Source organism: uncultured Kushneria sp. (genome assembly GCF_947497025.1).
In the GTDB taxonomy this organism is placed as follows: Bacteria; Pseudomonadota; Gammaproteobacteria; order Pseudomonadales; family Halomonadaceae; genus Kushneria.
Window position 1 is genome coordinate 41,540 of record NZ_CANMFC010000011.1, and the last position, 26,033, is coordinate 67,572.

Annotated in this window: 18 protein-coding genes; 3 read left to right on the plus strand and 15 right to left on the minus strand. The window is 54.2% G+C overall.

Translation table 11 applies throughout. The annotated features are described in order from the left end of the window. Positions 1 to 20: 20 nt before the first annotated feature. From thrS to galE, 5 genes are all read right to left on the minus strand, one after another. Positions 21 to 1,919 carry a threonine--tRNA ligase gene (thrS, locus tag Q0931_RS15990; RefSeq protein WP_299261990.1) on the minus strand — a complete coding sequence of 633 codons (1,899 nt, stop codon included), beginning with the start codon at positions 1,917 to 1,919 and terminating at the stop codon, positions 21 to 23. Between the two features lie 261 nt (positions 1,920 to 2,180). After that, positions 2,181 to 3,116 carry an OmpA family protein gene (locus Q0931_RS15995; RefSeq protein ID WP_299261991.1) on the minus strand — a complete coding sequence of 312 codons (936 nt, stop codon included), beginning with the start codon at positions 3,114 to 3,116 and terminating at the stop codon, positions 2,181 to 2,183. 340 nt (positions 3,117 to 3,456) lie between these two features. Beyond that, positions 3,457 to 3,921 (minus strand): DUF2489 domain-containing protein, encoded by a 465-nt coding sequence (locus tag Q0931_RS16000; protein WP_299261992.1) that lies wholly within the window; start codon positions 3,919 to 3,921, stop codon positions 3,457 to 3,459. 112 nt (positions 3,922 to 4,033) lie between these two features. Further along, positions 4,034 to 5,158 (minus strand): glycosyltransferase family 4 protein, encoded by a 1,125-nt coding sequence (locus Q0931_RS16005; RefSeq protein WP_299261993.1) that lies wholly within the window; start codon positions 5,156 to 5,158, stop codon positions 4,034 to 4,036. Positions 5,159 to 5,395: 237 nt separating this feature from the next. Next, positions 5,396 to 6,418: a UDP-glucose 4-epimerase GalE gene (gene galE / locus Q0931_RS16010; protein WP_299261994.1), complete on the minus strand. Its 1,023-nt coding sequence runs from the start codon at positions 6,416 to 6,418 to the stop codon at positions 5,396 to 5,398. A gap of 199 nt (positions 6,419 to 6,617) precedes the next feature. Between galE and Q0931_RS16015 the strand changes: the two genes are divergently transcribed. Continuing rightward, positions 6,618 to 8,072, plus strand: coding sequence for a DASS family sodium-coupled anion symporter (locus Q0931_RS16015; RefSeq protein ID WP_299261995.1), 1,455 nt, complete (start codon positions 6,618 to 6,620; stop codon positions 8,070 to 8,072). Between the two features lie 117 nt (positions 8,073 to 8,189). Here the strand turns inward: Q0931_RS16015 and gltS are convergent, their stop codons facing one another. The 3 genes from gltS to Q0931_RS16030 form a co-directional block, all read right to left on the minus strand. After that, positions 8,190 to 9,377: a sodium/glutamate symporter gene (gltS, locus tag Q0931_RS16020; protein ID WP_299261996.1), complete on the minus strand. Its 1,188-nt coding sequence runs from the start codon at positions 9,375 to 9,377 to the stop codon at positions 8,190 to 8,192. Between the two features lie 343 nt (positions 9,378 to 9,720). Beyond that, on the minus strand, positions 9,721 to 11,463 hold the full coding sequence (locus tag Q0931_RS16025) for a methyl-accepting chemotaxis protein (protein WP_299261997.1): 1,743 nt from the start codon (positions 11,461 to 11,463) through the stop codon (positions 9,721 to 9,723). A 170-nt stretch (positions 11,464 to 11,633) separates the two neighbouring features. After that, entirely contained in the window at positions 11,634 to 13,361 is a 1,728-nt protein-coding gene (locus tag Q0931_RS16030; RefSeq protein WP_299261998.1) for a methyl-accepting chemotaxis protein, read from the minus strand. Positions 13,362 to 13,620: 259 nt separating this feature from the next. Here Q0931_RS16030 and guaD point away from each other — a divergent pair, with 259 nt between their 5' ends. Together guaD and Q0931_RS16040 are read left to right on the plus strand one after the other, a co-directional pair. Beyond that, positions 13,621 to 14,931 (plus strand): guanine deaminase, encoded by a 1,311-nt coding sequence (gene guaD / locus Q0931_RS16035; RefSeq protein ID WP_299261999.1) that lies wholly within the window; start codon positions 13,621 to 13,623, stop codon positions 14,929 to 14,931. 86 nt (positions 14,932 to 15,017) lie between these two features. Further along, a complete protein-coding gene (locus Q0931_RS16040; protein ID WP_299262000.1) occupies positions 15,018 to 16,397 on the plus strand; it encodes a nucleobase:cation symporter-2 family protein in 1,380 nt (459 codons plus the stop codon). A 17-nt stretch (positions 16,398 to 16,414) separates the two neighbouring features. Here Q0931_RS16040 and Q0931_RS16045 read toward each other — a convergent pair whose 3' ends face one another. The 7 genes from Q0931_RS16045 to Q0931_RS16075 all read right to left on the minus strand — a co-directional run. After that, on the minus strand, positions 16,415 to 16,780 hold the full coding sequence (locus tag Q0931_RS16045) for a hydroxyisourate hydrolase (protein WP_299262001.1): 366 nt from the start codon (positions 16,778 to 16,780) through the stop codon (positions 16,415 to 16,417). 227 nt (positions 16,781 to 17,007) lie between these two features. After that, positions 17,008 to 20,235 (minus strand): efflux RND transporter permease subunit, encoded by a 3,228-nt coding sequence (locus Q0931_RS16050; protein ID WP_299262002.1) that lies wholly within the window; start codon positions 20,233 to 20,235, stop codon positions 17,008 to 17,010. 15 nt (positions 20,236 to 20,250) lie between these two features. Then, complete coding sequence (locus tag Q0931_RS16055) at positions 20,251 to 21,540, minus strand: efflux RND transporter periplasmic adaptor subunit (RefSeq protein ID WP_299262003.1); 1,290 nt, start codon at positions 21,538 to 21,540, stop codon at positions 20,251 to 20,253. Positions 21,541 to 21,775: 235 nt separating this feature from the next. Further along, on the minus strand, positions 21,776 to 22,606 hold the full coding sequence (locus Q0931_RS16060; protein WP_299262004.1) for an AraC family transcriptional regulator: 831 nt from the start codon (positions 22,604 to 22,606) through the stop codon (positions 21,776 to 21,778). Positions 22,607 to 23,448: 842 nt separating this feature from the next. Then, positions 23,449 to 24,165, minus strand: a complete 717-nt coding sequence (locus tag Q0931_RS16065) for an RNA polymerase sigma factor FliA (protein ID WP_299262005.1) — start codon at positions 24,163 to 24,165, stop codon at positions 23,449 to 23,451. A 187-nt stretch (positions 24,166 to 24,352) separates the two neighbouring features. Continuing rightward, positions 24,353 to 25,582 carry a sodium:proton antiporter gene (locus Q0931_RS16070; RefSeq protein ID WP_299262006.1) on the minus strand — a complete coding sequence of 410 codons (1,230 nt, stop codon included), beginning with the start codon at positions 25,580 to 25,582 and terminating at the stop codon, positions 24,353 to 24,355. Positions 25,583 to 25,764: 182 nt separating this feature from the next. Beyond that, the coding region (locus Q0931_RS16075; protein WP_299262007.1) for a hypothetical protein at positions 25,765 to 26,033 on the minus strand (269 nt) is incomplete at its 5' end.

The window sequence follows — 26,033 nt, forward strand, 5'->3', positions numbered from 1 at the left end:
ATTGCTGAAAAGAAATGCTGCTATCTACGCTCGATATCGAGTCTGGCAAGAAATTCGGGAACTGTCATTGTTCCCAGATCCTCACCGGTCCGCGTTCGGACAGCAACGCTATCTGACTCCACTTCCTTATCGCCGACTACCAGCAGATAAGGCACTTTCTGGAGTGTATGCTCACGAATTTTAAAACCGATCTTCTCATTCCTCAAGTCTGACTTGACACGAAGACCAGCCTGTTGCAATTGCTCGGTCAGCGATGAAGCATAAGATGCCTGAGCATCGGTAATGTTAAGAACAACAATCTGCTCTGGAGCAAGCCACAGAGGTAAAGCGCCCGCGTGATGCTCCAGCAGGATACCAATAAAACGCTCGAAGGAGCCGATGATGGCTCGGTGCAGCATAACAGGTGTATGACGATTGCCATCTTCACCTACATATTGCGCTCCAAGACGGCCGGGCATCATGAAGTCAACCTGCATGGTGCCGACCTGCCATTCACGGCCCAGACAGTCACGCATATGGTACTCGATCTTGGGGCCATAAAAGGCGCCTTCGCCCGGCAGCTCCTGCCAGGTGACGTCACAGGCCGTCAGTGCTGCCCGCAGCGCCCCCTCGGCCTTGTCCCACTCTTCATCACTGCCGATACGTTTTTCAGGGCGTAACGCAATCTTGACGTCAATATCGCTGAAGCCAAAGTCTTCATAAACCCTGAGCGCCTGCCGGTGGAAATCGGTCACCTCAGGTTCAATTTGACGTTCGGTACAGAAGACGTGGCCATCATCCTGGGTGAAAGCCCGTACTCGCATGATGCCATGCAGCGCGCCCGAAGGTTCGTTGCGATGGCAACCACCAAACTCGCCGTAGCGAATAGGCATTTCGCGGTAGCTGTGCAGGCCGGAGTTGAAAACCTGGACATGCCCCGGACAGTTCATCGGCTTGAGCGCATACTCTCGCTTTTCCGACTCGGTAAAGAACATGTTTTCCGAATAATTGTCCCAGTGACCGGATTTTTTCCAGAGACTGACATCCATGACCTGCGGACAGCGAATCTCCTGATAACCACTTTCACGGTACACACTGCGCATATACTGCTCGACCGCCTGCCAGATGGCCCAGCCGCGCGGATGCCAGAAGACCATGCCCGGTGACTCTTCCTGCTGATGGAAGAGATTGAGCTGACGAGCAAGCTTGCGATGATCGCGCTTTTCCGCTTCTTCAAGCCGCTTCAGGTAGGCATTCAGCTGTTTCTTGTCCGCCCAGGCCGTGCCGTAAATGCGTGTCAGCATGGTATTGGAGGCATCGCCGCGCCAATAGGCACCGGCCAGCTTTAGAAGCTTGAAGGACTTGAGATGCCGGGTATTGGGAACATGAGGCCCCCGACACATGTCCGTGTATTCCTTGTGGTGATAAAGACGAATGGTCTCGCCTTCTGGAATACGGGAAACGATATCCTGCTTGTAGGGTTCATCTCTGGCGACAAAAGCCTCCATGGCCTGATCGCGGTCGACGTATTTCCTTTCAACGTCATATCCTTCGTCGATCAGCTCGCGCATGCGCTTTTCGATCTTTTCCAGATCATCGCTTGAAACAGACTGTCCAAAATCGATGTCGTAATAAAAGCCGTCATCAATGACAGGACCAATGGCCATTTTGGCTTCGGGGTACAGCTGTTTGACGGCATGTCCGATGAGATGTGCACAGGAGTGACGAATAATTTCGAGCCCTTCCTGGTCTTTCGCAGTCACGATGGCAACGGCTGCGTCACGATCAACAACGTCGGCCGTGTCGACCAGCTGTCCATCAATTTTGCCGGCGATGGCAGCTTTTGCCAGGCCAGCACCGATGGACTCGGCAATTGCCATAATGGATACGGGAGATTCGAATTGACGCTGGCTACCGTCAGGAAGTGTAACGACGGGCATAGGAGTTCCTTCCTTTTTCAGTGGTGACCGCTACCAGGAGTCACTTGAGGTATTACATTGTCAGCAGGACGCAGGAAATGCGCCATGGAACTGGCAGGCGTGAGGCAAGCTATAAACCGGCATGCAAACTAACAAAGAGTGACGAATGGCGTCCAGCCAATAACTGAACATCGCAGCAGTTATTGGCATCTGCCACACAGCATTCATATAAAAAAGAGGGCGCCGAAGCGCCCTCTTTTATCAGGTGCAGATCAGTAGAATTTACTGATTGCTGCTACCGTTCTGGCCGGTACGGTCCATTACCTGACCATCGTCACCCAGCGGATGTACTTCAGTACGACGGTTTTCTGCGCGGCCTTCAGCAGTATCATTGCTGGCTACCGGACGCTCTTCACCGAAGCCGAGGGCTTCCATACGATCAGCGGAGACACCCTGAGAGGTCAGGTAGTCACGTACGGACTCTGCACGACGCTGAGACAGATCCTTGTTGTAGGAAGCGCTACCAACGGAGTCGGTGTGGCCTTCCAGACGAACGCGAACCTGTTCGTTGCTGTTCAGCTTCTCTGCAACGTCGTTGAGCGTCTGCTCGGCGTTGGAGGTCAGCTTGGCGGAGTCAAACTCGAAGTTGACGTCGCGCAGTACCAGTGCTGCCGGGCAGCCCAGGGCATTGACCTGAGTACCGGCCGGAGTGTCCGGGCACTGATCCTGATAGTCCGGCACGCCGTCACCGTCAGAATCCAGCGGGCAGCCGCGTGAATCGACTTCTACACCAGCCGGGGTACCCGGGCACTGGTCGAGATAGTCCGGCACGCCGTCACCATCGGTATCGATCGGGCAGCCCTTGGCATCAACGGCAACGCCGGCAGGTGTACCCGGGCACTCATCACGAGAATCCGGTACGCCATCATTGTCAGAGTCCATTTCACGGCTATCGCCACCCGAGCAAAGCAGGGCACCTGCTGTTGCACCGGCAGTTGCGCCGACGGCAGCACCGGTTTCTTCATCGTCATTGCTGCTGACACCGTAACCGAGGCCACCACCGATCAGGCCACCAGCCAGACCGCAGACGAAAGGAGAAGAGTACCAGGAATCACCGCTGGAAGAGGCACCAGAAGATTGAGAACCTGAGCTGGCGCAGCCCGCAAGACCCATTACGAGAGCAGATCCCAGCAGCAAGCCAGTTGTTGATTTATTCATGCAAGACTCCTTCTTTTTTGCAACGCTAGGGCAACGATGTTGTTACTAAGCGGTTCCGAGTATAGGCAACGCCAACAGCTCTAGAAAGTTTTTCTTCTACTGCCAGAAAAAGCATGCAAGAGGCATTAGCGCCAGCTTTTGACCACCCTGCTTTGGTCACCCGGAACAACTGCACGATGCCATGATAAAAAACGCGTCACTGGCAATCCATTGTGACGTATTCGAACACTGTTTTCGCACTGAAAGCGATGAAAGTCAAACGCTGTTTATTGCATTGATCAAATTTCAGGATAATTGCTTTGAACTTCAAAAAAATGGATCTTGTTCAAATATACGTTTATCAATGTGCTGCAACGTGATCAGTCCGGCCCACCAGCTTACGCGCTGCTTGAAGAATAGCCGTTTCGTGCTCACTGACAATCTGCAATCTATGCCGGTCTTCCTGCATTCTTTCACGTGCAGTCAGTGCCGAGCGCGCCTGATGGGTATGCAGGTGTGAGGCGCTATCGCTGATCTGCGCAATCACGGCCAGTTCGTCATCCTTCCACCAACCGCTATCAAGAATATCAATAATGACCCGGGCGCGCAGACATCCTTCCATCAGGTCCATTTGACCCTCCTGCATGGCCCGACCTATGACATTAAGATTGGACAGGCACTGATATTCGGCCTGCGCCTGCTCCTTGATCTGATGCTCCCGGCGTCGACGCAGCTCGCGAGACATGCGCCAGATGATCAACAGCAGAACGCCCACAATTATCAGCGCCATGCATAAAAGCGTCACTGCCCAGATGTGTGACACCATAAATATCACTCCTTCAGCATGAATCCGCCGAGAACCCCTTGCAGACTGCACTGATACAGCATGCATTCGCAGGCAAAGAGTCAGAGGGGAACAGAGCTGGCGGCATGTCAGTTTATTCAGTGTCCATATCGGCTAACGCCTTGAACTCGGCGATCAGTTTTTCCTGCTGCTGTTTGTGGGAATAGTTTTTTGCAAGCGCTGATAACTCTCTGCTCAATACATCACGCCTGTCACTATCCTCAAGAAGCTTATGGGCCCTTTGCGCCCATTTCTTAGTCTCCATGGCCTCCATTATCAGTTCTGGATAACGATTTTCCAGAATCTCGGCACAACCCACTCCGGATGAAAGCAGGACCGGCGTACCACAGGCCATGGCCTCCAGCGCAACAAGCCCGAATTCTTCGATATAGGCAGGCAGCATGAAAATATCCAGCGCGCCGTAAAGCCTTTCCACTTCGCTTACGGTGGAGCGCCAGACAAACCGCTCGTCAATCTCAAGCTTTTCAGCCAGATGCTGAAACGGAGAAGCGTCATCCTTGCCGACGACAAGAAATTGACAGCGGTCAGGCATCATTTTATCCAGCTCGGCGGCCAGCTTCACAAAGCCTTCAACATTACGCTTTTTAAAGTTGCCGGAAGTCACCAACCCTATCAGAAAGTCCTTCGGCACTACGCCCAGTGATTGACGGATGTTTTCTCGATCAGCGCGAGCTCGTTCTGGATTGAACTGTTCGGAATCGTACCCGGGATAACTAACATTGATCCTGTCCGGAGCAATATCATAGCGAGTCATCAGATCGTTACCCATCATTTTTGAATTGACGGCAACACGACGAAAGCGCTTACCCTTGAGCACGTAATCATGGATGGCAGCCACTTCATGATGCTCTGGAAGCCCGCGGCCATGTATGGCCTGGCTCGCCAGATGCACGCAGTTGTGTAAATATACCACATCAGAGGTTTCCACCTCTCCATGGCTGATCAGCAGGGTTGGTGCATGACGATGTGCCCATACCTGTACGCGCCGATTGAACCAGAAACGTCGGCGAGCTCCCTTGAAGGGCCAGCGCCAGGTTTTAACCAGCCTGGCACCAGCACGCTCCACCAGAGCGGAATTACCTCGCTCAGCAATGATCACGACCTGATAGCTCATACCTGCCAGCACTTCAGCTTGCGCAAGAGCAATACGACTGGCGCCTGTGTTTTTTTCTACCTGACGAATGGCTATAGCAGCCAAAGGTCTCGCGTGTCCTGTCATTTAAAAAGCACTCAAACAGCATTGTCAGCGAAGATGTTTTCACTGGCATCAATGAACATTTACCACGCTGAATTCTGCGTCGGTGTATTGGCACCAGTATCCGGCCACAATGCATGACAGCATCATGGCCAGTTAGACATCATGGTAACACCAGGCTTTTCTCGGGCCACTCATTCCTTTGTTGCCGTAGATTGAATCACTTGATGAATACTCGAATCATGAAAGGGTCGAATCACTGTACCCATTGGGATTTTTCTGTTGCCAGCGCCAGGTATCTACCATCATTTTTTCGATGTCGAACTCGGCTGTCCAGCCAAGCACCTCTTCTGCGTGCGCCGGGTCGGCATAACAACGCGCGATATCGCCGGCACGACGGGGGTGAAACTCATAGGCGACCTTTCGATCGCTTGCCTTTTCAAAGGCCTGTACCACTTCAAGTACGCTGTAGCCTTTACCGGTTCCAAGATTGAAGGTATGCACGCCGTCATGTCGGGACAGATAATCCAGCGCCATTAAATGTCCTTTCGCCAGATCCGTGACATGGATGTAGTCGCGAACGCCGGTGCCATCGGTAGTGTCATAATCATTGCCAAATACGGACAGCACTTCACGACGACCGATCGCCACCTGGCTGACAAAGGGCACCAGGTTATTGGGAATGCCATTGGGGTCTTCACCGATCATGCCGCTGTCGTGGGCGCCTACCGGGTTGAAATAGCGCAACACGGAAATACGCCACTGCGGGTCCGATACGGCAAGATCCTGCAGAATCTCTTCGACCATCAGCTTGGAGCGACCGTATGGGTTGGTCGCCGCAGTGGGAAAATTTTCCCGAATGGGAACCGATGCCGGGTCGCCATATACGGTCGCAGAGGAGCTAAAGACGATCTTTTTTACGTCGGCGCGTGACATGGCACTACAGAGCACCAGCGTGCCGTTGACGTTGTTATCGAAGTAGTCGAGCGGCTTTTGAACGCTTTCGCCGACAGCCTTGAGCCCGGCAAAGTGAATGACCGAGTCAATTTCATGCTGGCTGAAAACATCATCGAGCAATGCGGCGTCCCGAATGTCACCTTCAACCCATGGCACTTCCCTTCCGGTCAGCGCACTGACCCTTTCCAGAGATTTTTTATTGGCATTGCAGAAATTATCCAATACCAATACATCCTGACCTGCTTCAAGCAGTGTTAGAACCGTATGTGAACCAATATAGCCTGCACCTCCGGTAACAAGAATCATTTGCCTCTCCCTGAGTTCTGAATGGATAAAACGGCTGAAGGAACACTGTCCTGCAAGGTGCATCAGCATCTGTGGTCGACGAAAGGCGCAAATACAATCGTCTTATACTTCATTATAAACATGAATAAAGTCGAGGGTTTATGCTGATCCATCGGTTATCTGCACCTCAAATCTCAACTTATAAAATCGGAAATAAATGATGCCTGACAAGACGACGGATACCGACCAGCCATCATCAGGCAAGGCACCTGTCATTGGCTTGTGGCTGGGCCTGCTATGGATTTTGATGGTAATGATTTTACCCGCGCCGGGCGGTATGTCAGAAAGTGCCTGGCACTGTATCGGTCTGGCACTTTTGATGGCCACCTGGTGGTCGACCGAAGCCATTCCGATACCAGCCACTTCCCTGCTTCCCATCATTCTGGCACCTGCCATGGATATCGGCAGCCTCAAGGACGTTACATCAGCCTACGCTGACCCGATCATTTTCCTGTTTCTGGGCGGTTTCCTGCTGGGGCTTGCCATGCAGCGCTGGAATCTGCATCGACGTATTGCACTGCGCACACTGATTGTTGTGGGTTCTGACCCTAAAAAACAGATTGGCGGTTTCATGCTGGCAACCGGTTTTATCAGCATGTGGGTCTCCAATACGGCAACCGCCATCATGATGCTGCCTATAGGTACCTCTGTCATTGCTCTGCTTTCCACCAGCAATGAAAGTGAAGTACGCCGGTACTCTACTGCCCTGCTGTTGGCGATCGCCTACTCTGCAAGCATTGGCGGGGTAGCTACCCTGATAGGTACCCCGCCCAATGCACTGTTGGCCGGCTATCTATCCAACAACCAGGATATTGATATTGGCTTTGCACAATGGATGGTCGTTGGCTTGCCCGTATCGATTGCCATGATGGTTCTGGCATGGTGGTGGCTGACCCGGCAGGGCTTCGATATTGAGCAGGGTGATGCTGGCAACAACCTTCTCAGGGAGGAGCTTGGCAAGCTGGGCAACATGAGCACTGCAGAAAAGCGGGTAGGGATTGCCTTTCTTGTAGCGGCACTGGCATGGATGACTCGCCCACTTATTAACAACCTCGGCCTTGACTGGCTCAGTGATACCACTATTGCCATGGCAGTAGGTATTGGACTGTTTCTGGCCCCATCAGGAAGCGGCAAGAAAGAAAAGCTTATGGATTGGGAAAGCTCGGCCTCGCTCCCCTGGGGCGTGTTGCTGCTATTTGGGGGCGGGCTTGCGCTGGCAGGAATCATCCAGGGTTCAGGGTTGGCAGCCTGGATTGCCGAGCAACTCTCGCTTTTCTCGATTTTTCCTCTGGTTGTTTTGATCGCCATTGTCGTACTGGTCATTATTTTCCTCACCGAGGTAACTTCCAATACGGCGACCGCTGCTGCTTTTTTACCCCTGCTGGGCGCACTGGCTATTTCTCTGGGGCTCTCGCCACTGCTGATTACCGTTCCCGCTGCGATCGCTGCAAGCTGCGCCTTCATGATGCCTGTCGCAACACCACCCAACGCCATTGTCTTCGCGACCGGACAGATGAAGATACAGTCCATGATCCGCGCCGGCCTGTTTCTTAATCTTGCCGGCACACTGATCATTACGCTGCTGGTCTATACGCTGATCAGCCTGCTCTGGTAACGCCTTGCATTTTAAGCCAGAAAAGCCGTCTACCCCTGGCAGACGGCTTTTTTTGGTTGAAACCATGCAAGTGATAAAAGAACGGATTATTTAACTCTGAAGTAAACAAACCCTGGCTCAGGTTATAAAAAGGAAGCCTTTAATAATAAGAGCATTGGCAATATCGATCAGAAACCCACCCACTACCGGCACGATAATAAAGGCCAGCCGGGATGGCCCAAACCGCTCGGTCACCGCCTGCATATTGGCAATGGCCGTAGGTGTGGCCCCCATGGCAAAACCGCAGTTGCCTGCCACCAGGACAGCGGCATCATAACCGCCCCCCATGACTCTAAAGGTCACCTGCGTGGTGTAGAAAAAGACCAGCGCGACCTGCACCATCAAAATGACCAGCATCGGTAGCGCAAGGTTGGCGAGATCCCACAGCTTGAGATTCATCAACGCCAGTGCCAGAAATACGGAAAGGGCCACGTTGCCGACCGTATTATTGGCATCATCATTGACATGATAGAGGCGGCTGATGCGAAGAACATTGCCGATAATGACGCAGGAGAACAACACCCATACGAATGTCGGCAGGCTGAACGGCGTATCCTCGAGCACCCCATGAAGAAAGGTGCCCGCAACAAGCCCTGCAAAGAGACAACACAGCACCCGAATCATGCTGCCAACATCGGTTCTTTCATCCTTGCCAGCAAGATCAGCAACATCTTTCTGATCATCACTTTCAATATTCATTCCCTTTTTTTGGGCACGCCGAATCAAGAATGACGCTGTGGGCCCGCCAATCAGGGAACCAAACACCAGGCCAAACGTTGCCGCTGCCATTGCCAGCGCCATGGCACTTTCCACACCATAGCTGTTTGTAAAGACCTCGGCCCATGCGGCACCGGTGCCATGACCACCGGACATGGTGATCGAGCCTCCCAGCAATCCCATTACGGGCGACAATCCAAACAGGGTGGCAATCCCGACACCAACAATGTTTTGCAACACCAGCAGCCCCACCACCAGCGCAAAGAAAACCAGCAGCTTCGAGCCACCGGCACGGATCAGACCGAAGTTGGCAGACAGGCCAACCGATGCGAAAAACAGCAACATGAAAGGTTCCTGAAGCCCACCAAAGAAGGTGATTTCGATCCCAAAGCCCCGCAATATTGTCACCACAAGCGTGGCAAGAAGCCCCCCTACTACCGGTACCGGTATATTGAATTCACGCAGAAAGCGCACATGCTTGACGCACTGCTGGCCAAGCACCAGCACCACAATGGCAATAAAGAGCGTCGTTATGGGACCGGGCGTCATAATGATTCCTGTAAGTTGTTGATGTCATGCACTGTAACGCCAGAAAGGCAGCTCCGAGTATAAGTCATTCACCCTTTCCGAACCCAGCTCTGCCAAAGCGAACTCCTGTTCAAGCACCATGTCAATTGCCGCCTCTATCAATCAGGAGTCTGCATCAATTGAATCAATCAAGAGTAACCACCAGCCATGAATGGCCGAGTCAACTCTTGTGCAGATTCGCTGTGAGATTTGGAAGCTTCACTGGTTTACATTTTAAATGATATGCAACATAAAAAGGGTCGCCGCTTGCGCGACGACCCTTTCGAGTGACTCATTCAGTATTGCGTATTAGCAATAACTTTCTTTAAAAGGTTTCCCATTCATCGGCATCATTGGCAGTTGCTGTCGCCTTGTAACCCTGACTTTTGGCAGGTGTCTTGAGCTCAGCAGTTACTTTAGGGGCCGCCGGGCGCGCCGGGATGGCAGACGCAGAGGGTCTGTTGTTGACCGCCTTTTCCATTATGCGGCTGGCAACCGGCACTGGAGCATGTCCTTGCACTCTTTGCCCGGAGACCTTGAAAAACGCTACCTGTTCACGCAGCACCCGTGCACTTTGCTCCATTGAGCGACTGGCCGCCGCGGCTTCTTCCACCAGCGCGGCGTTCTGCTGGGTCACGCTGTCCATCTGTGAAATGGCCTGGTTGACCTGATCAATGCCGGTAGACTGCTCGCGGCTGGCCGCGGCAATCTCGGCAACGATATCGGTCATCTTGTTAATACTCTCGACGATACCCCCCAGAGTCTGACCTGACCGGGTCACCAGCTCAGAGCCATTGGCCACCTTGGCTACGCTGTCATTGACCAGCATCTTGATCTCACGCGCGGCATCAGCACTACGACTGGAGAGCGTGCGCACTTCACTGGCCACGACCGCAAACCCTCGCCCCTGCTCACCGGCCCGAGCGGCTTCTACTGCTGCATTCAGCGCCAGCAGATTGGTCTGAAAGGCAATCGAGTCGATCAGCCCCACGATTTCGGCAATTTTCTGGCTGGAAGTACTGATCTCGTTCATGGCACGCGTCGTCTGTGTTACCACGTCACTACCTTCACTGGCCTGCTGACGTACATTGAGGGCCAGTTGATTGGCCTGAGCAGCGTTGTCGGCGTTTTGTTTGACCGTGGATGTCATCTCCTCCATCGAAGCGGCGGTCTCCTCGAGACTTGCAGCCTGCTCCTGAGTACGACGCGACAGATCATCGTTGCCCGAGGCAATCTGACTGGAGGCCGAGCCTACCGATTCGGCATTGACGCGCACGTCATCAACCACGCGGGCCAGCTGATTTTGCATGTTGCCAAGGCTTTGCAGGAGGCCTGCAAACTCGTCTCGACCCTTGATTTCAATACGATTGTTGAGATCGCCCCCGGCGATCGCGCTGGCTACCTCATTAGCGCGCTTGAGTGGTGCCATGATGCCGCGAATCAACAGCCAGGCAATCCCCGCCATGACCATGAATGCCAGAGCCATGACGCCTGCAATGGTCATGAGTGAGGCCTTGGAGCCGGCTATACTGTCAGCAAACGAATTTCCAGCCTGGTTGGTATTGATCTCAACGGCACGACTGATGCCGCCGGTAACCGCCTGGAAGGCATCTCGCAGCTGCAGCGCGTTGTTCAGCGGAGAAAAGTCACCGCCGGCCATGGTTCGCAGGGCCTGATCGTAGTACTGCCAATACGCCGTCAACGCAGGCGTAATGGTATCGGCAAGCGCACGCTCTTCGCTGGAGGTAATAAAATCGGTGGTATAGGTCTGCCAGCGCGCTTCGGTTAGTGTCTTGAAATCGCCATAGCCATTGAGCAGCTGTGTTGCGGTACCGGCGTCGCGGTCCACCTGCGTGCGCATGAAATCCACGCGAGACTCATAAAGTGCTGAACGCATCTCTACCAGCATTTTCATGGGCAGGACGTTCTTGTTGTATACCGTATCCAGATTGTCATCGGCGTTTTTCATACCAGCGATGCCGGCAGCTCCGATAACAGCCATCAGTATGGCGATGACCACCATGGTGGCAATCAATTTGTACCTAACACTGCGATCAAGAACAGGCATGCGGATAGCTCCGACTAGAGTATCAATAATGTAAGCGTTGGCAGCCCCGGGCCGCGTAGAAGCTATAACGGCCTGACGAATATCCCCCTGAAGCAATATTTTTTATTCATACAAAAAAACCGCCGTATAAACGGCGGCTTTAAACCAGATTTCAGAAACACAAGAGTATGTCAGAAGGTTTCCCATTCATCGGCATCATTTACCGGTAATGCTTTCGATGGTTTATTGCCTTTATCAAGGGCAGGACGCTTGAGAGATTCAGCAGAATCCTTGCGAGAATAGTGATGCTTATCGGTTTTGGCTGCCACAGTGTCCATCATTCGACTCGCTACCGGCGTTGATACCCGCCTCTCGGATACTGCCTGTCCCGACATCCGGAAAAAACCCACCTGCTCGCGCAGCACGCGCGCGCTTTGCTCCATCGAGCGGCTGGCCGCCGCGGCTTCTTCCACCAGCGCGGCGTTTTGCTGTGTCACGCTGTCCATCTGTGAGATAGCCTGATTGACCTGATCGATCCCGGTGGACTGCTCACGACTGGCGGCGGCAATTTCGGCAACGATATCGGTCATTTTGTTGATGCTATCCACTATACCGCCCAGCGCCTGGCCTGAACGGGTGACAAGTGCCGAGCCGTTGGTAACCCTGGCGACACTATCATCCACCAGCGTTTTGATCTCACGCGCAGCATCAGCACTACGACTGGAGAGCGTGCGCACTTCACTGGCAACCACTGCAAAGCCTCTACCCTGCTCTCCGGCACGCGCAGCCTCGACCGCAGCGTTAAGCGCCAGCAGATTGGTCTGAAAGGCAATCGAGTCGATGAGTCCCACGATTTCGGCGATCTTCTGGCTGGAAGCGCTGATCTCTCCCATGGCCAGCGTGGTCTGCTCAACCACCTGACTTCCCTCACGGGCCTGCTGACGCACATTGAGTGCCAGCTGATTGGCCTGGGCGGCGTTATCGGCGTTCTGTTTGACCGTGGACGTCATCTCTTCCATTGAAGCGGCCGTCTCTTCAAGGCTGGCCGCCTGCTCCTGGGTACGGCGCGATAGATCGTCATTGCCCGAAGCGATCTGACTGGAGGCCGAGCCTACTGCTTCGGCATTGACACGCACGTCGTTGACCACATTTGCCAGCTGCTTTTGCATATCGCTTAGGCTGCGCAGCAGACCAGCGAATTCATCGCGTCCCTTGACTTCGATATGATTGTTGAGATCACCACTGGCGATCGCACCTGCCACTTCGTTGGCACGTCCAAGCGGTGCCATGATGCCGCGAATCAAAAGCCGTGCAGCCCCTGCCATGAGCATGAAGGCCATCACCATCAAACCAATGATGACGCTCATTGAGAATGAGGAATCGTCCATGCTTTTGGTATAGGTAGCCTCGGACTGCCTGACGTTGTTATTCGACAGATTCAGGAGACTCTCTACCAGGCTACTGAAATTTTCACGCCCCTGTACGATAGCTGTTGTTGTAGTGAAATCACCCTGACTCATGTCGCGAGACATCTGTTCATACAGAGTCCAATAGGTATTCAACAGCGGGGTCAGACTATTGACGAGGGCGCGCTCATTGTCAGAAGTCACGTCGCTGGTGCTATAGCGCTTCCAGAGCTGATCCACTTTATCCTTGTATTGCTGCTGATAGGTATTGAGCAATTCAGCTGCGCCTGCAGGATTGCCATCCACACGCGCCTTGAAAATGGCAATACGTGATAGATAAATGGTGGAGCGAATACTGGCCAGTGTTTGCATGGGCAAAACATTGGTCTTGTAGACGGATTCCAGACTGTTACCGCCACGGTGCATGCCGAACATGCCTGCACCTCCAATGATGGCCATGACTGCCATGGTGGCAATCAGTTTATATCTGACACTGCGGTTCAGGCCGATCATGCGATTCCCCAACGAAATCAATATGGACGATACGCGTCACAGCCAGACCGCGCGCCCTGCTTATCGACCAAAGTTGTACAAACTAAAGCCCAGGGAAATCTGCAAGAGCATTAGCCCACTGGCATATGATTGGCGAGCTGCAGGACATGACGTCGCGAGCTGAAAGAGCCATACTGCGCGGCCTTGGTATTCAGGCACTGCGGACACTTTTTGATGCGCAGCCCAGCGGTGCCGGTGACCCAATCAATGAGGACTTCAGATGAGCCTTTATGCCCTGCGCGGGATGACCCTGCATTTTCACGACGACCCCGGCGTGGATGATCAACCGCGCGAAGGCAGCGTCGATTACCACCACGATGGTGTGATCGTTATTCGCGATGGCCACATTGTCAGTGCCGGTCCGGCCGATACGCTGCTTGATACCCTGCCTGAAGGCACTCCTGTTGAGCACTGGCCCGATCAGCTGATCATGCCGGGCTTTATTGATCCGCATCTGCACTACAGTCAGCTGGACATCACGGCTTCCTACGGACGCCAGCTACTGGACTGGCTCAATACCTACACCTTCCCGGAAGAGTGTCGCTTCAGCGACCGTGCCTACGCCGACGAGATCGCCAAAGCATTTCTGGAACAGCTTCTTGCCAATGGTGTCACCACGGCACTGGCCTTTTGCACCAGCCACCCAGCCTCCGTTGATGCCCTGTTCAACGCCGCGCTTGAACGCAATATGCGTATGCTGGGCGGCAAGGTGATGATGGACCGTAATGCCCCCGCAGCACTTTGTGACACACCCGAGACCGGCATTCGTGATAGCCGTCGATTGATCGAGCAATGGCATGAGCGTGGCCGCCTTGAATACGCCATCACACCACGTTTCGCGCCGACCTCAACGCCTGAACAGCTGGCCGCCACCGGTGAACTATTGAGTGATTACCCCGGCATGGTGATGCAGACCCATCTGTCCGAAAACCGTCAGGAAGTTGAATGGGTGGCGTCACTGTTCCCTGAGGCGCGTGACTATCTGGATGTCTATTCGCGTTATCAGCTGGTACGCCCGCGGGCGATCTTTGCCCACGGCATTCATATTGATGATGATGTTCGTCAGCGGCTGGCCGATGACGGTGGCGCCATCGCTTTCTGCCCGAGCTCGAATCTGTTTCTGGGCAGCGGTCTATTTGACTGGCATCAGGCACGCGAGCAGGAAGTTCGCGTCGGCATTGCCAGCGACATTGGCGCCGGTACGAGCTTCAGCCCCTTTCAGACGCTCCAGGATGCCTATAAGGTCGGCCAGCTCAATGATCAGCCGCTAACTCCATGGCAGGCCTTTTATGCTCATACCCTTGGCAATGCCCGCGTGCTGGATATCGATCGCCATGTGGGGAATCTGGCCGCCGGAAAAGAAGCCGACATCACAATCATCAATCCATGCGCCACACCGATGCTGGCGCGCAAGGCACGCCGTGACCCCACGCTCATGGAAAAGCTTTTCAACCTGATGATACTGGGTGATGAGCGCTGTATCAGCGCCACCTACGTCATGGGTAAAAAGCTTTATACCGCCGGCAATTGATGCTTCGGCGACCGTGCCGGTCGCCACCATTTCCATCTCCTGCGCCTGCGCCTGCGCGCCATGAATGACCCTGCGGAACACACTGCATGCATGACAACGAGCTGATCTTTCGACACGGCGATCGACCGCCGTTTCACACGGCCTTTATGGTGGCTTTTCAACATGTACTGGCCTGCTTCGTGGCCATCATCGCCCCTACCATTATCGTGACCGGGGCACTAGGGCTACAAAACGAGGCGCCCTATCTGATCAGCCTGGCGCTACTGGTCTCCGGGATCAGTACACTGATCCAGACTCAACGCATCGGCCCGCTGGGTTCAGGGCTTTTATGCGTGCAGGGCACCAGTTTCTCCTTTGTCGCAGCGCTCATCTCGGCAGGCCTTATCGCCCGCGAGCGCGGTGCCAGTGATCATGAAGTGCTGGGGGTGCTGTTTGGCATCTGCATTGCCGGCAGTCTGATCGAAATGGCGCTGGGCAGTGTACTGCATCATCTGAAACGCGTGATTACACCGACGGTGACAGGCGTTGTGGTGACACTGATCGGATTGAGCCTGATCAGTGTTGGCGTCACCGATATCGCGGGAGGCCATGGCGCTGAAAATCCCGGTGACCCGGTGAATTTGTTGCTTGCGGTGATCGTGATCGGGGTAGTACTGACCTGCCAGCTCAGCCGCCGTCCCATGCTGCGTGTGGGGTCCGTCTTTGTCGGACTTCTGGCGGGCTGCGTTGCGGCAGCCCTGCTGGGTCGACTGGATCTGAGCGGCGTGGCGCAGGCCCCGCTTTTTCAGTTCCCTCAGCCGCTGCGCTATGGCCTGGGCTTTGATATTGCCGCCTTTATTCCGGTGGCGTTCATCTTTGCCATCACGGCCATCGAGACCGTTGGCGACCTGACCGGCTCGTCACGCGCCTCACACCTGCCAACAAGCGGTCCGGAATATCAAAAGCGCATTCGTGGCGGCGTACTGGGCGACGCTTTCAACTCTCTGCTCGCCGGTTTACTCAATACCTTTCCCAACACCACGTTCAGCCAGAATACGGGCATCATTCATCTGACCGGCGTCGCCAGTCGCCACATCGGTCTTTTTGTAGGCGGCATTCTGGTGATCCTGGGGCTGATTCCTGCCATGGGGGCCGTTCTGCAGTCCATTCCTCAGCCCGTTCTGGGTGCAGCCACCACGTTGATGTTTGGTTTGATTGCGGTCTCGGGCATTCGGATGCTGGCCGAACAGCGCATGACCCGCAAACGAGTCATGATCATCGCGCTGTCCCTGGGGGCGGGGCTGGGTGTCGAGCTGGTGCCGCAGGTACTTTCCGGGCTGCCCGAGCTTGCACAGAGCATTCTATCCTCCTCCATCACCACAGGCGGTCTGCTGGCCATCCTGATGCATCTGGTTTTGCCCGAGCATCAGGCAACGGAAGAAGATCATGTTTCTGCCTCTATTCGGCAGACAACCGATACCCAATAACCTGCATGGGAAAATCTTTAGCATCTGCCGGGCACCCGGCCATCGTGACAGCCTCGGTTGTCACGGTGAACGCTGTATCCCCAGGGACTTATCAACAGCACGATGACTTCACTTGCGCCACGCGAAAGCGTCAGCTCGACCGGTATCCTGTCAAGCAGCGGGCAGTCCACGCCCCGACCGAGAAAATAGTCACGTACGTGGTAGACGAGACGATAGTGCCCACCACAACCATCCTGTAGCAGCACATCTTCAAGTTCTCCGCAGACATTGGTATGAAGGGTCATGATGGGCTCTTCATCTCCATGGCCCTCAAGCGACACCACCATCCCCTCCACGGCAATGCCGTTATATTGATCCAGCACTCTAGTCGTCAGCGTTGCCATGTCTGTCTCCTGAAAACATGTCTCTCTTGCCTTGAAAATCGCCTTTAAACCGGTTGATAAACGCTGATGCACAACCGATCAGGCGACATTGCAGCGATGTTCATGATACTGCGAGGCAGCCGAGCCGTGAGCCATCACTTTCGTCCAGGGCACACATGGCCTCTATTTGCGGACACATAAAAAAGGCCGCACCCGGAGGTGCGGCCTTCGCTGAACAACAGCGTCAATCAGCTACGACTGTCGTCGTCGGAAGCGTGCGTTGAGCGTCCGGTAGACGCCTCTGCCGCATTGCCCTGCCCTTCTTCCTGCTTCTGACCAATACCCAGCTTGCGGCCGGCCCACTGCGATCCCTGCATGATGAACACATAGGTCGCCGGTACAAACAGGCTGGCCAGAATCGTAATGGTGATCATGCCGCCAACCACGGGTGTCCCGATATGATGTCGGCTTGCTTCACTGGCACCGCTGGCCAGCGCCAGTGGCAGCGTACCGCCAATGAAAGCCAGTGATGTCATCACGATCGGACGGAAACGCTGTTGAGCTGCATGTTTGGCCGCTTCGACGATCGAGAGTCCTTCGCGGGCACGCTGCTGCTGTGCAAACTCCACAATCAGGATGGCATTTTTCGCCGCCAGCCCTACCACCACCAATAGTCCGACCTGTAGATAAACGCTCGTATCGAACTGACGCATCCAGACCGCCAGCACCGCACCAAGGAATGCAAAAGGCACGGCAGCAATGACCGCCAATGGCAATGTCCAGCTCTCATACTGGGCGGCCAGAATCAGAAACACCATGACGATACCAAACACGATGGCGATCGTGGCAGCGTTACCAGCATTTTGTTGCTGATAAGCCTCCCCGGTCCAGCCCATTGAATACTCGCTGCCAAGCTCATCGTGGATGATGCGCTGAACAGCCTCTATCGCCTGCCCATTACTATATCCCGGGGCCGCCGCAATCTGGAACTGTGCCGCTGGATAAACGTTATAGCGATCCAGCGTCGTCGGCGCCTGCTGACGCGTCATGGTGACCAGCGTAGAGAGAGGAATGCGCTGCCCATCTCCACCGCGCACATATACCCGGCTCAGGTCATCCGGAGACTGTCGGAACTCGTCTTCCGATTGCAGATAGACCTGGAAATTACGGCTTTGACGTGTGAAATAGTTCACAAAAGCGCTACCGAAAGTACTGGAAAGCGTCGTATTGAGATCGCCCAGATCCACGCCAAGACTCTGCGCCTTGTCTCGATCCACATCGATATGATACGTCGGTACAGCTGTGTCCAGGGTCGTAAAGGCCTGCGCGATGGCCGGATCCTTGTTGGCCGCCTGCATGAGCTTTAGAGAGGCCTGGTAAAGCTGCTGTGGATCCGCACCACCCAGTGACTGCAGATAACCGGTCAGCCCTCCCGTTGGCGACAGGCCGATAATGGGCGGCAGATTAAATGCCATGGCCTGGCCATCCGGAATCTGCGCCCCTTTCTGCATGATCGTGCCAATAAGATCATTGGCAGTGATATCGCGCTGTGACCATGGCTTCATCGAGATGAACATGGTGCCTTTGGCCGTATTGGCCGCTCCGGACACAATGTCGAATCCGGGTATGGACGTCACATAGTCGATTCCGGGCACTTCCTCGATTTGCTTGGAAAGCTTCTGCATGTACTCATCAGTACGCCCAACGGATGCACCCTTTGGCATGGAGACCGAGGCAAGTACCAGCCCCTGATCCGTAGAAGGTATCAGGCCGCCGGGAAGCTGGGAGTAAAGCCACCAGGAAAACACACAGCAGCCAGCAAACATCGCCATGGTGATAAAGAAATGATGGATCAGGAAGCCGACACAGGCCATGAAGACACTGGTGACCTTGTCAAAGCCCTTGTTGAACCAGACAAAGGGCTTTTTGACGATCCTCAGCCAGCGGGGCTCTTCACCTTCCTTGTGACGCTTGATGAAGATGGCACTCATGGCCGGAGTGAACGACAGTGCCACCAGTGCTGAAATACCTACAGAGATCGCAATGGTAATGGCGAACTGACGATACATCTGGCCGGTCATGCCGGAGATAAACGCCACCGGAATGAAAACCGCCGCCATAATGAAGGAAGTTGCCAGAACGGGCCCGGTGACCTCCTGCATCGCCTTGAAGGCTGCATTCATCGGTGTGATATCAGGCTCTTCCTCGAGTATGCGCTCGATGTTTTCGATGACCACGATCGCATCATCCACCACGATCCCGATCGCCAGTATCATGCCGAAAAGCGACAGCAGGTTGATCGAAAAATCGAGCAGATACATGCCGCCAAAGGTTCCCACCACGGAGATGGGTACAACGGACATGGCCACCAGCGTAGAGCGCCAGTTCTGCAAGAACACAAAGACGATAATGGCAACCAGCAACAACGCCTCGATAAAGGTATGAGATACCGACTCTATAGAGGCATCGATGAAGAGCGTGGTGTCATAGGGAATAACGTAGTCAAGGCCTTCGGGGAAACGCTCCTTCATGCTGGCAAGCGTGGTCTTGACCTCCTTGGCAACATCCAGTGCGTTGGCACCCGGCTGCTGATAGATGGCGATAGGCGCTATGGGAGAGCCATTGACGCGAGCAATAACACCATAGCTGGACGAACCCAGCTCCACCCGGGCGACGTCACTCAGATGCAGAGAGGAACCATCTTCATTGGTGCGAAGCAAAATATTTCGGAACTGATCCGCTGACTCAAAGCGTCCCTGAGTAGTGATCGTATAGGTATAAGCATCCGGCTTCCGCTGAGGCTCGCCGTTGAGCTTGCCTGCTGATACAACCGCGTTTTGCGCCTGAATGGCAGAAGAAACCTCTGCAGGCGTCATGTCATATTGGGAGAGCTTGTCGGGATTAAGCCAGATACGCATGGCAAAATCCTGATTACCCAACACTTCAGCCTGACCCACCCCTGGCAGCCGCCGAATTTCATCAAGAATGTTGATGTTGGCATAGTTATTCAAAAACAGTCGATCGTAGGCACCATTTGGCGAATACAGCGCCGTAAACAGCAGTACGCTGCTTGATCGCTGCTCAACGGTAACCCCCTGATTCTGTACTTCAGTCGGCAACTGGGACAGGGCTCGCTGTACGCGGTTATTGACATCAATGGTGGCCTGATCCGGATCGGTACCGATCTGAAAGTAGACCGACATGCTTAATTGACCGCTATCAGCGCTGGTCGCGGTGATATAGATCATGTTCTGAACGCCGTTGATCTCCTGCGTCAGCACTGATGCAACGGTATCCGACAGTACCTGTGCACTTGCACCCGGGTAGCTTGCCGATACCGATACAGTCGGCGGCACCACCTGGGGATATTGCTCTACCGACAATCCTCTCACCGACATGAAACCGATCAACGTGATAATGATCGACATGACGGTGGCAAAAATTGGCCGGTTGATGAAAAAACTCGATATGTTCATCGACTCGAACCGCCCTTAGTTATCGCTGTTGTCACTGGCGCGTTCATCGGCGCTGCGCTGCTGGGTCTCGCCACTGACGCTGGTACCTTGGCCCGGCTCCTTGCTGGCGCCACTGGCATCCTTGCCGGAAGGGTTGTCAGGTTCGTCATCTATATGACCATCAAAGGGTTGAGCATCGATTTTGTTACCGGCAGAAATGCCGCCAATGTTGCTGACAATGACCTTTTCATCTGCCTTGAGCCCCTCTGTGACAATAACCCAGCCCCGCGACTGCTCACCCATGGTGATAAAGCGACTCTGAGCCTCGCCCTTGTCGTTGAGCATCATGACCTGCGGACCCTTGAGGCCTTCAGTAATAGCTACCTCGGGTACGGCAATGACATGAAAGCGCTTCAGGTTACTTAACTGCACACGCACGAACTGCCCCGGCAGAAAAAGCCCCTGAGGATTATCGAATACGGCTCGAGCCTGTACGGTACTGGTGGATTCATCGACTCGAGAACCCAGAAAATCCAGATTGCCATGAAGCGTGGTATCGGTCGTCGCACTATCATCCCCATAGGGGAAATCGAGCTCGACGTCGACAGAAGGCGCATCTTCCATCTGCCGCTGACGACGCAGGGCAAAAGCATCCGACTGCGGCAGCGAGAAGCGCACTTCAAGCGGATTGACAGGCGTGACCTCGGCAAGCTCGGTTTGAACGGCCACATAGTTGCCAACATTAACCTGATTCAGACTGACCTGGCCGCTTACCGGCGCCTTCACGTCTGTATAGTTCAGATTGATCTGGGCACTGTCGAGCGCTGCCTGTGCCTGAGCCACAGAAGCCTTGGTAGTCTCACGATCGTTAAGCGCCTGATCACGCTGTTGCTGACTGATGGAGCCCTGCTGATATAGGCGCTGATAGCGCTCGTAGTCACGCTGGGCCTCACTATAATTGGCGCGTGCACTCTGAAGATCGGCACGTGATTGCTCAACGGCTGCTTTATAAGGTGCCTTTTCGATAGTAAAAAGAATATCGCCCTTATCGACGATCTCGCCGGCCCTGTAGTTCTGGCTTTCCAGATAGCCATCAACACGTGCCACGATCTCGACGGACTGATCACTACGAACCATTGCCGGGTAGTTCTTGTCCAGCTCCAAGTCCATGGGCGCCAGCGTTTGAACCTGCGCCTGCTTGGCAGGTGGTGGCTCCTGCTGCTGACTATCCTGACCCTCTTCTCCTCCCCCGCACGCAGTAAGCAGTACTGAGAAGAACCCAATCAGACTCCATTCCTGGACCCGTCTGGCAAACTTCTGATTCATCTGGATGATATCCATCGTTATTAGGTGATCAAAGGGCGCCCTTTCGAAAGCGCACGATGAGGGGCAAATCAAGATGGGGCCAGTTTAGATGCATTCCTGTATGTATGTAAATTAATGGTGCCTGATAACAGCAATAGTCTGGGGCAGGTTTTCGAACACACCGAACCAGAAGCCAAGAGTAGCAACAAAAACGCCCCGCATGGCGGGGCGTTTAAAAATGTTGTGCCGTTACCAATCAATCAAGGGGAACACGCAGTTCAAGACTTTTCATGCCGGCATCACGCATGCCTTCATGATAGATGACACGAGAGTGATCGACACGAATCTGCTCATTGTGCTCCTGCGCCCAGCGAATCGCCATGTGCTTGAAGCACTGCTCGCGATCCTTTTCACTGCCAAGCGTGGCACTCATCGAACGACCGGCCGGTACCGTTACCCAGCGCAGCGGCAGCGGCGGGTTCCACGTCGCGCGACGCGTCATGCGATAACCGACATCCTTTCGCATGCGATGGGTCGGGGTAATGTTGGGGTCGTCGTAATAAAAGCAGACAGACTCGACGATGGACTCCTTGGCATGCTGCGGGCACATGGACAACAACATCTGGCGCAGACTCTCTTCACTGTTCTTGTCATCGCCAAAGGAGCGCATGACCAGAAAGTACTCTTCGTCATGCTCGACCACGTTAACCGGCGTTGCGTCGTCACGGACCAGACCGTTGGTGGCAATCTCTATACGCATGCTTTCACGATAACCGCGCGGCGAGCTGCCGAAGTGACGACGAAACACACGGCTAAAGGCGGCATGATCCTGATAGCCACATTCCAGCGCGACTTCCATGATGGACTTGCGAGTATAGATCAGCAGCATGGCAGCACGGTCCAGACGGATCGCTGCGTGATAATCAGTAGGCGTCACACCGAAGGACTGTTTGAACTTGCGACGCAGATGCGAGCATGAAAGGCCGACCTGCTGAGCGACCAGCGTCATGGGCATCAAGATGTTGGTGTGCTCGTGAAGGATGACTTCAGTTGCGGCGACGTCAAATTCTCTGCTGTCCATCATCATATCCATTCCCTCGGCAATAACACTTGGTATACGGCACGACGCATCTGTGCGCCGGAATCATCAGGCTGAAGGCAGCGGCACCTGAGGCAACAAGTCCGTAGCGTGGCGTCAGATCCTTCAGTTCAATAACCGTTTTCAGTGAGCAGCACGATTGTCGAAACATGGCGGTCGCGATATCAGTTGGTCATGAAAAATGCATAACCTGCTGTCCGCATGACGACAATATTTCAGTGCTGACTCGCTGAAAGTTGTACGCAGAATAAGGGAAGGGCTGATCAAGTAAAGTATGAAACTGTCAAAGATTATTAAAATCGCGCTTTGATACATTAACCGGTCAGTTAAAAGCTAAACTCTTAGGGACTATAAAATATAATAAAAAGCGTTTTTTATTATTAAATTAATAATGCCATATCTATTTATTAGTATTAGAAAAATGGTACTCATGCCCAGAAAGGCCTTGTTTGCCCAGCTTTTTTCAGCATCGCACCCTGCAGACCATCAATCCTTCACAGTCATGGGAATGACAATAGTGTGAACACAAAATGACGCACCAATGACATACCCATTCCTGGCTCATACGTACTTTTGAAAGCTGCAAGCCATTGACGGCAATGAAATGTTTCGGAAAGTAATCATTAATATAGGCCAAAATTGTTTGGGTTTTCATCCGAGCCAGACTTTGCGTAATCGCGCGTAAAATTATATTAAAGACTGAAGGGCAGCTATTTTATTCATCGGTCAGGCCCATTTTTCTCAAGTGACCGTGGCAGGGCTTGCCAACAAAAAAGGCGCCCCGAAGGCGCCTGAAAAAATATGGGTCACTTGACAGATCAGAAACAGGGTCAATCGCCGCTGGATACCAGTGCTGCTCGAAGCCTTGCTACCGCCTGACCATGAAGCTGGCACACTCGTGATTCACTGACCCCCATGACAGCCCCGATCTCCTTGAGATTCAGCTCCTCCTGGTAATAGAGCGCCATCATCAGTTTTTCCCGTTCGGGCAAGGCCTCGATAGCCGCCATCATCTCATGGCGTTCGGCACCAGCGATCCAGACATCATGAGGATCAAGCGAGGTTTCAACCTCTTCCGACAGACGTGAGGCTTCCGTTTCATCGGAGCTGGCATCCTCATAGGTCATCAAAAAGCCGTTATTGGTATCGCTGAGCACCTGCTGATACTCACGCAGCTCAATCCCCAGCTCGGAGGCCACCTCACGCTCTGTCGGGGCTCGGCCGTCGCGCTGCTCAAGCTTCCAGATGGCCCGGTCGATATCCCGGGCGCTGCGCCTGACACTGCGCGGCAGCCAGTCACGTGAGCGCAGCTCATCGATCATGGACCCGCGAACGCGCTGTGAGGCGTAGGTCGAAAACGTCGCGCCCTGATCGGCATCGAAGCGCTTGAAGGCGTCCAGAAGCCCCAGCATGCCAGCCTGTATCAAATCATCCAGTTCCACACTGGCCGGTAGACGAACCTGCATCGAAAGCGCCTGACGTCGAACCAGCGGCATATAGTCGTCCAGCAGTTGCCTCTGATCGATTCTGCCCTGAGCCGTATACATGCCCATATCCTGAAATCCGTTTGATGAGGGGGCACACGATGCGCCCAGCCTGTCTTGTGCACCCATTATTGACAGGACACGGCAAAAACGAATGGGCAAAGAGCCACAAAAAGTACGGCTTTCTTTAGGGATTGGTACACCTGCCACAGACGACTGCGGCCGCAAGGGATGACTCATCCGACCCGCGCTACGCTCGGTGCCGGTTTTTCCTGTCCATTAACACCATCAGCGGTCCGGCACTCATGCCATGAAACACCACCGAGATCAGTACGATCAGGCTGACCACCGTCCAGGCTGTTTCGGCCTGACCAAAGTCCGCCTGGTTCAGGGCGTAAGCCAGGTAGTAGAAGGAACCGATGCCTCGAATCCCGAACACACTGACAACGCAGCGCTCATGCCAGGGCATGGCAGTGCCGACCAGCCCGATCATGCCCGTCAGCGGGCGAATCAGAAAGACCGTTGCCACCGCCGCCATCACGATCAGGCCATTTACGCCATCAAGCGCCGTGCCCGCCATGGCAGCGCCCAAAAAGACCAGCATGGCCATCATCAGAAGCTTTTCGATCTCCTCGCTGAAGTCAGCAAGCCGCACATGGTAGTCATGCTTGTCTTCCTCACCGCGCAGGGTCAGCGCCGCTACAAACACGGCGATAAAGCCATAGCCGTGTAGCATCTCGGCGCCGGCATAGCTTAAAAAGGTACCGCCCAGCGCCACAAACCCCTGTCCGGTGCTTGCCAGTGACAGCTTTCCCGAACGAAACGTTAGCGCTCCCAGCAGCCGCCCCATTCCCCAGCCGGCCGCCACGCCAATGCCAATGCGCCATACCACGTCCATACCCAGCCAGTGCCAGTTCCACGTATCAAACAGCGTGGCGTGGGTGGCCACCGCAATGGCCAGATAGGTAAAGGGAAAGGCCAGCCCGTCATTGAGCCCCGCCTCGGAGGTCAGCGCGAAGCGCACCTCATCCTCCGGCCCTGAGCGCGGTGGACCGACCTGCACATCAGAGGCCAGTACCGGATCCGTCGGCGCGATCACCGCCCCCAGCAGTAGTGCCGTTTCCAGCGGCAACCCCAGCAGGAAAAAACCGACCAGCACCACCATGACAATCGTCAGTGGCATGGTGATCCCCAAAAGACGCCAGGTATTGGCCCAGCGCTTGATGCCGATCTTTCTGTCCAGCCGTAGTCCGGCGCCTGCCAGCGAGATAATGACGGCAATCTCGGTCACCGTTTCAAGAATCCCGGGATGCGCCAGCGGACTGGGCGCCGCATCGCCCATCAGCCGTGCAAGGCCATAGCCCACCGCGATACAGACGATCGGCAGCGACAGCGGCAATCGCTTGATCACCAGCGGCAGCCACGCTACCAGCAGGATTAAAAGACCGATGCCCCCCAGCACCATGATGTGCATATCCATTGCGTGCGTACTCTCCAGAGCCAGCATAAACGTTGATTAACGCGATGCACTGTAGACCCCGGCCGCCTTTAATGAGTTGCCCAACGTTAGAAAAGGCCCTGAATATACAAAACACTACAATAATCGATGGCTCGATTAATGCTTATCCATCAACCACATAATGCTGTATCAGCGTTTTACCGTTATTTTTCGTCAGAAAATGACCACAGCCCACTCAAGCGATGGCCTCTCGCGTCGTTAATGAGTCTGCAAGCACGGTGAACAACCAACACAGCGTGAAGGGACAGGTGGCCCATGGCGGTAACCACCTCATCAGAAAGAGAAAAACTTTCTGAAAAGCTAAAGAAACGAACATGCAGTACCGATAACTGAAACAGGCGGCAGATGCCGCGAATAACCGGCTTACACAGGCCGCTTCCTTTTAGAAAGCAATAGGAAATCGCACACATGG

Bases quoted from the DNA above. Each gene is read 5' to 3' on its own strand.
- Q0931_RS16070 (WP_299262006.1), bottom strand. From the start codon at position 25,582: ATGGATATGCACATCATGGTGCTGGGGGGCATCGGTCTTTTAATCCTG.
- gltS (WP_299261996.1), bottom strand. From the start codon at position 9,377: ATGACGCCCGGTCCCATAACGACGCTCTTTATTGCCATTGTGGTGCTG.
- Q0931_RS16015 (WP_299261995.1), top strand. From the start codon at position 6,618: ATGCCTGACAAGACGACGGATACCGACCAGCCATCATCAGGCAAGGCA.
- Q0931_RS16045 (WP_299262001.1), bottom strand. From the start codon at position 16,780: ATGGCAACGCTGACGACTAGAGTGCTGGATCAATATAACGGCATTGCC.
- guaD (WP_299261999.1), top strand. From the start codon at position 13,621: ATGAGCCTTTATGCCCTGCGCGGGATGACCCTGCATTTTCACGACGAC.
- Q0931_RS16050 (WP_299262002.1), bottom strand. From the start codon at position 20,235: ATGAACATATCGAGTTTTTTCATCAACCGGCCAATTTTTGCCACCGTC.
- Q0931_RS16000 (WP_299261992.1), bottom strand. From the start codon at position 3,921: ATGGTGTCACACATCTGGGCAGTGACGCTTTTATGCATGGCGCTGATA.
- Q0931_RS16025 (WP_299261997.1), bottom strand. From the start codon at position 11,463: ATGCCTGTTCTTGATCGCAGTGTTAGGTACAAATTGATTGCCACCATG.
- thrS (WP_299261990.1), bottom strand. From the start codon at position 1,919: ATGCCCGTCGTTACACTTCCTGACGGTAGCCAGCGTCAATTCGAATCT.
- galE (WP_299261994.1), bottom strand. From the start codon at position 6,418: ATGATTCTTGTTACCGGAGGTGCAGGCTATATTGGTTCACATACGGTT.
- Q0931_RS16040 (WP_299262000.1), top strand. From the start codon at position 15,018: ATGCATGACAACGAGCTGATCTTTCGACACGGCGATCGACCGCCGTTT.
- Q0931_RS15995 (WP_299261991.1), bottom strand. From the start codon at position 3,116: ATGAATAAATCAACAACTGGCTTGCTGCTGGGATCTGCTCTCGTAATG.
- Q0931_RS16060 (WP_299262004.1), bottom strand. From the start codon at position 22,606: ATGATGATGGACAGCAGAGAATTTGACGTCGCCGCAACTGAAGTCATC.
- Q0931_RS16055 (WP_299262003.1), bottom strand. From the start codon at position 21,540: ATGAATCAGAAGTTTGCCAGACGGGTCCAGGAATGGAGTCTGATTGGG.
- Q0931_RS16030 (WP_299261998.1), bottom strand. From the start codon at position 13,361: ATGATCGGCCTGAACCGCAGTGTCAGATATAAACTGATTGCCACCATG.
- Q0931_RS16065 (WP_299262005.1), bottom strand. From the start codon at position 24,165: ATGTATACGGCTCAGGGCAGAATCGATCAGAGGCAACTGCTGGACGAC.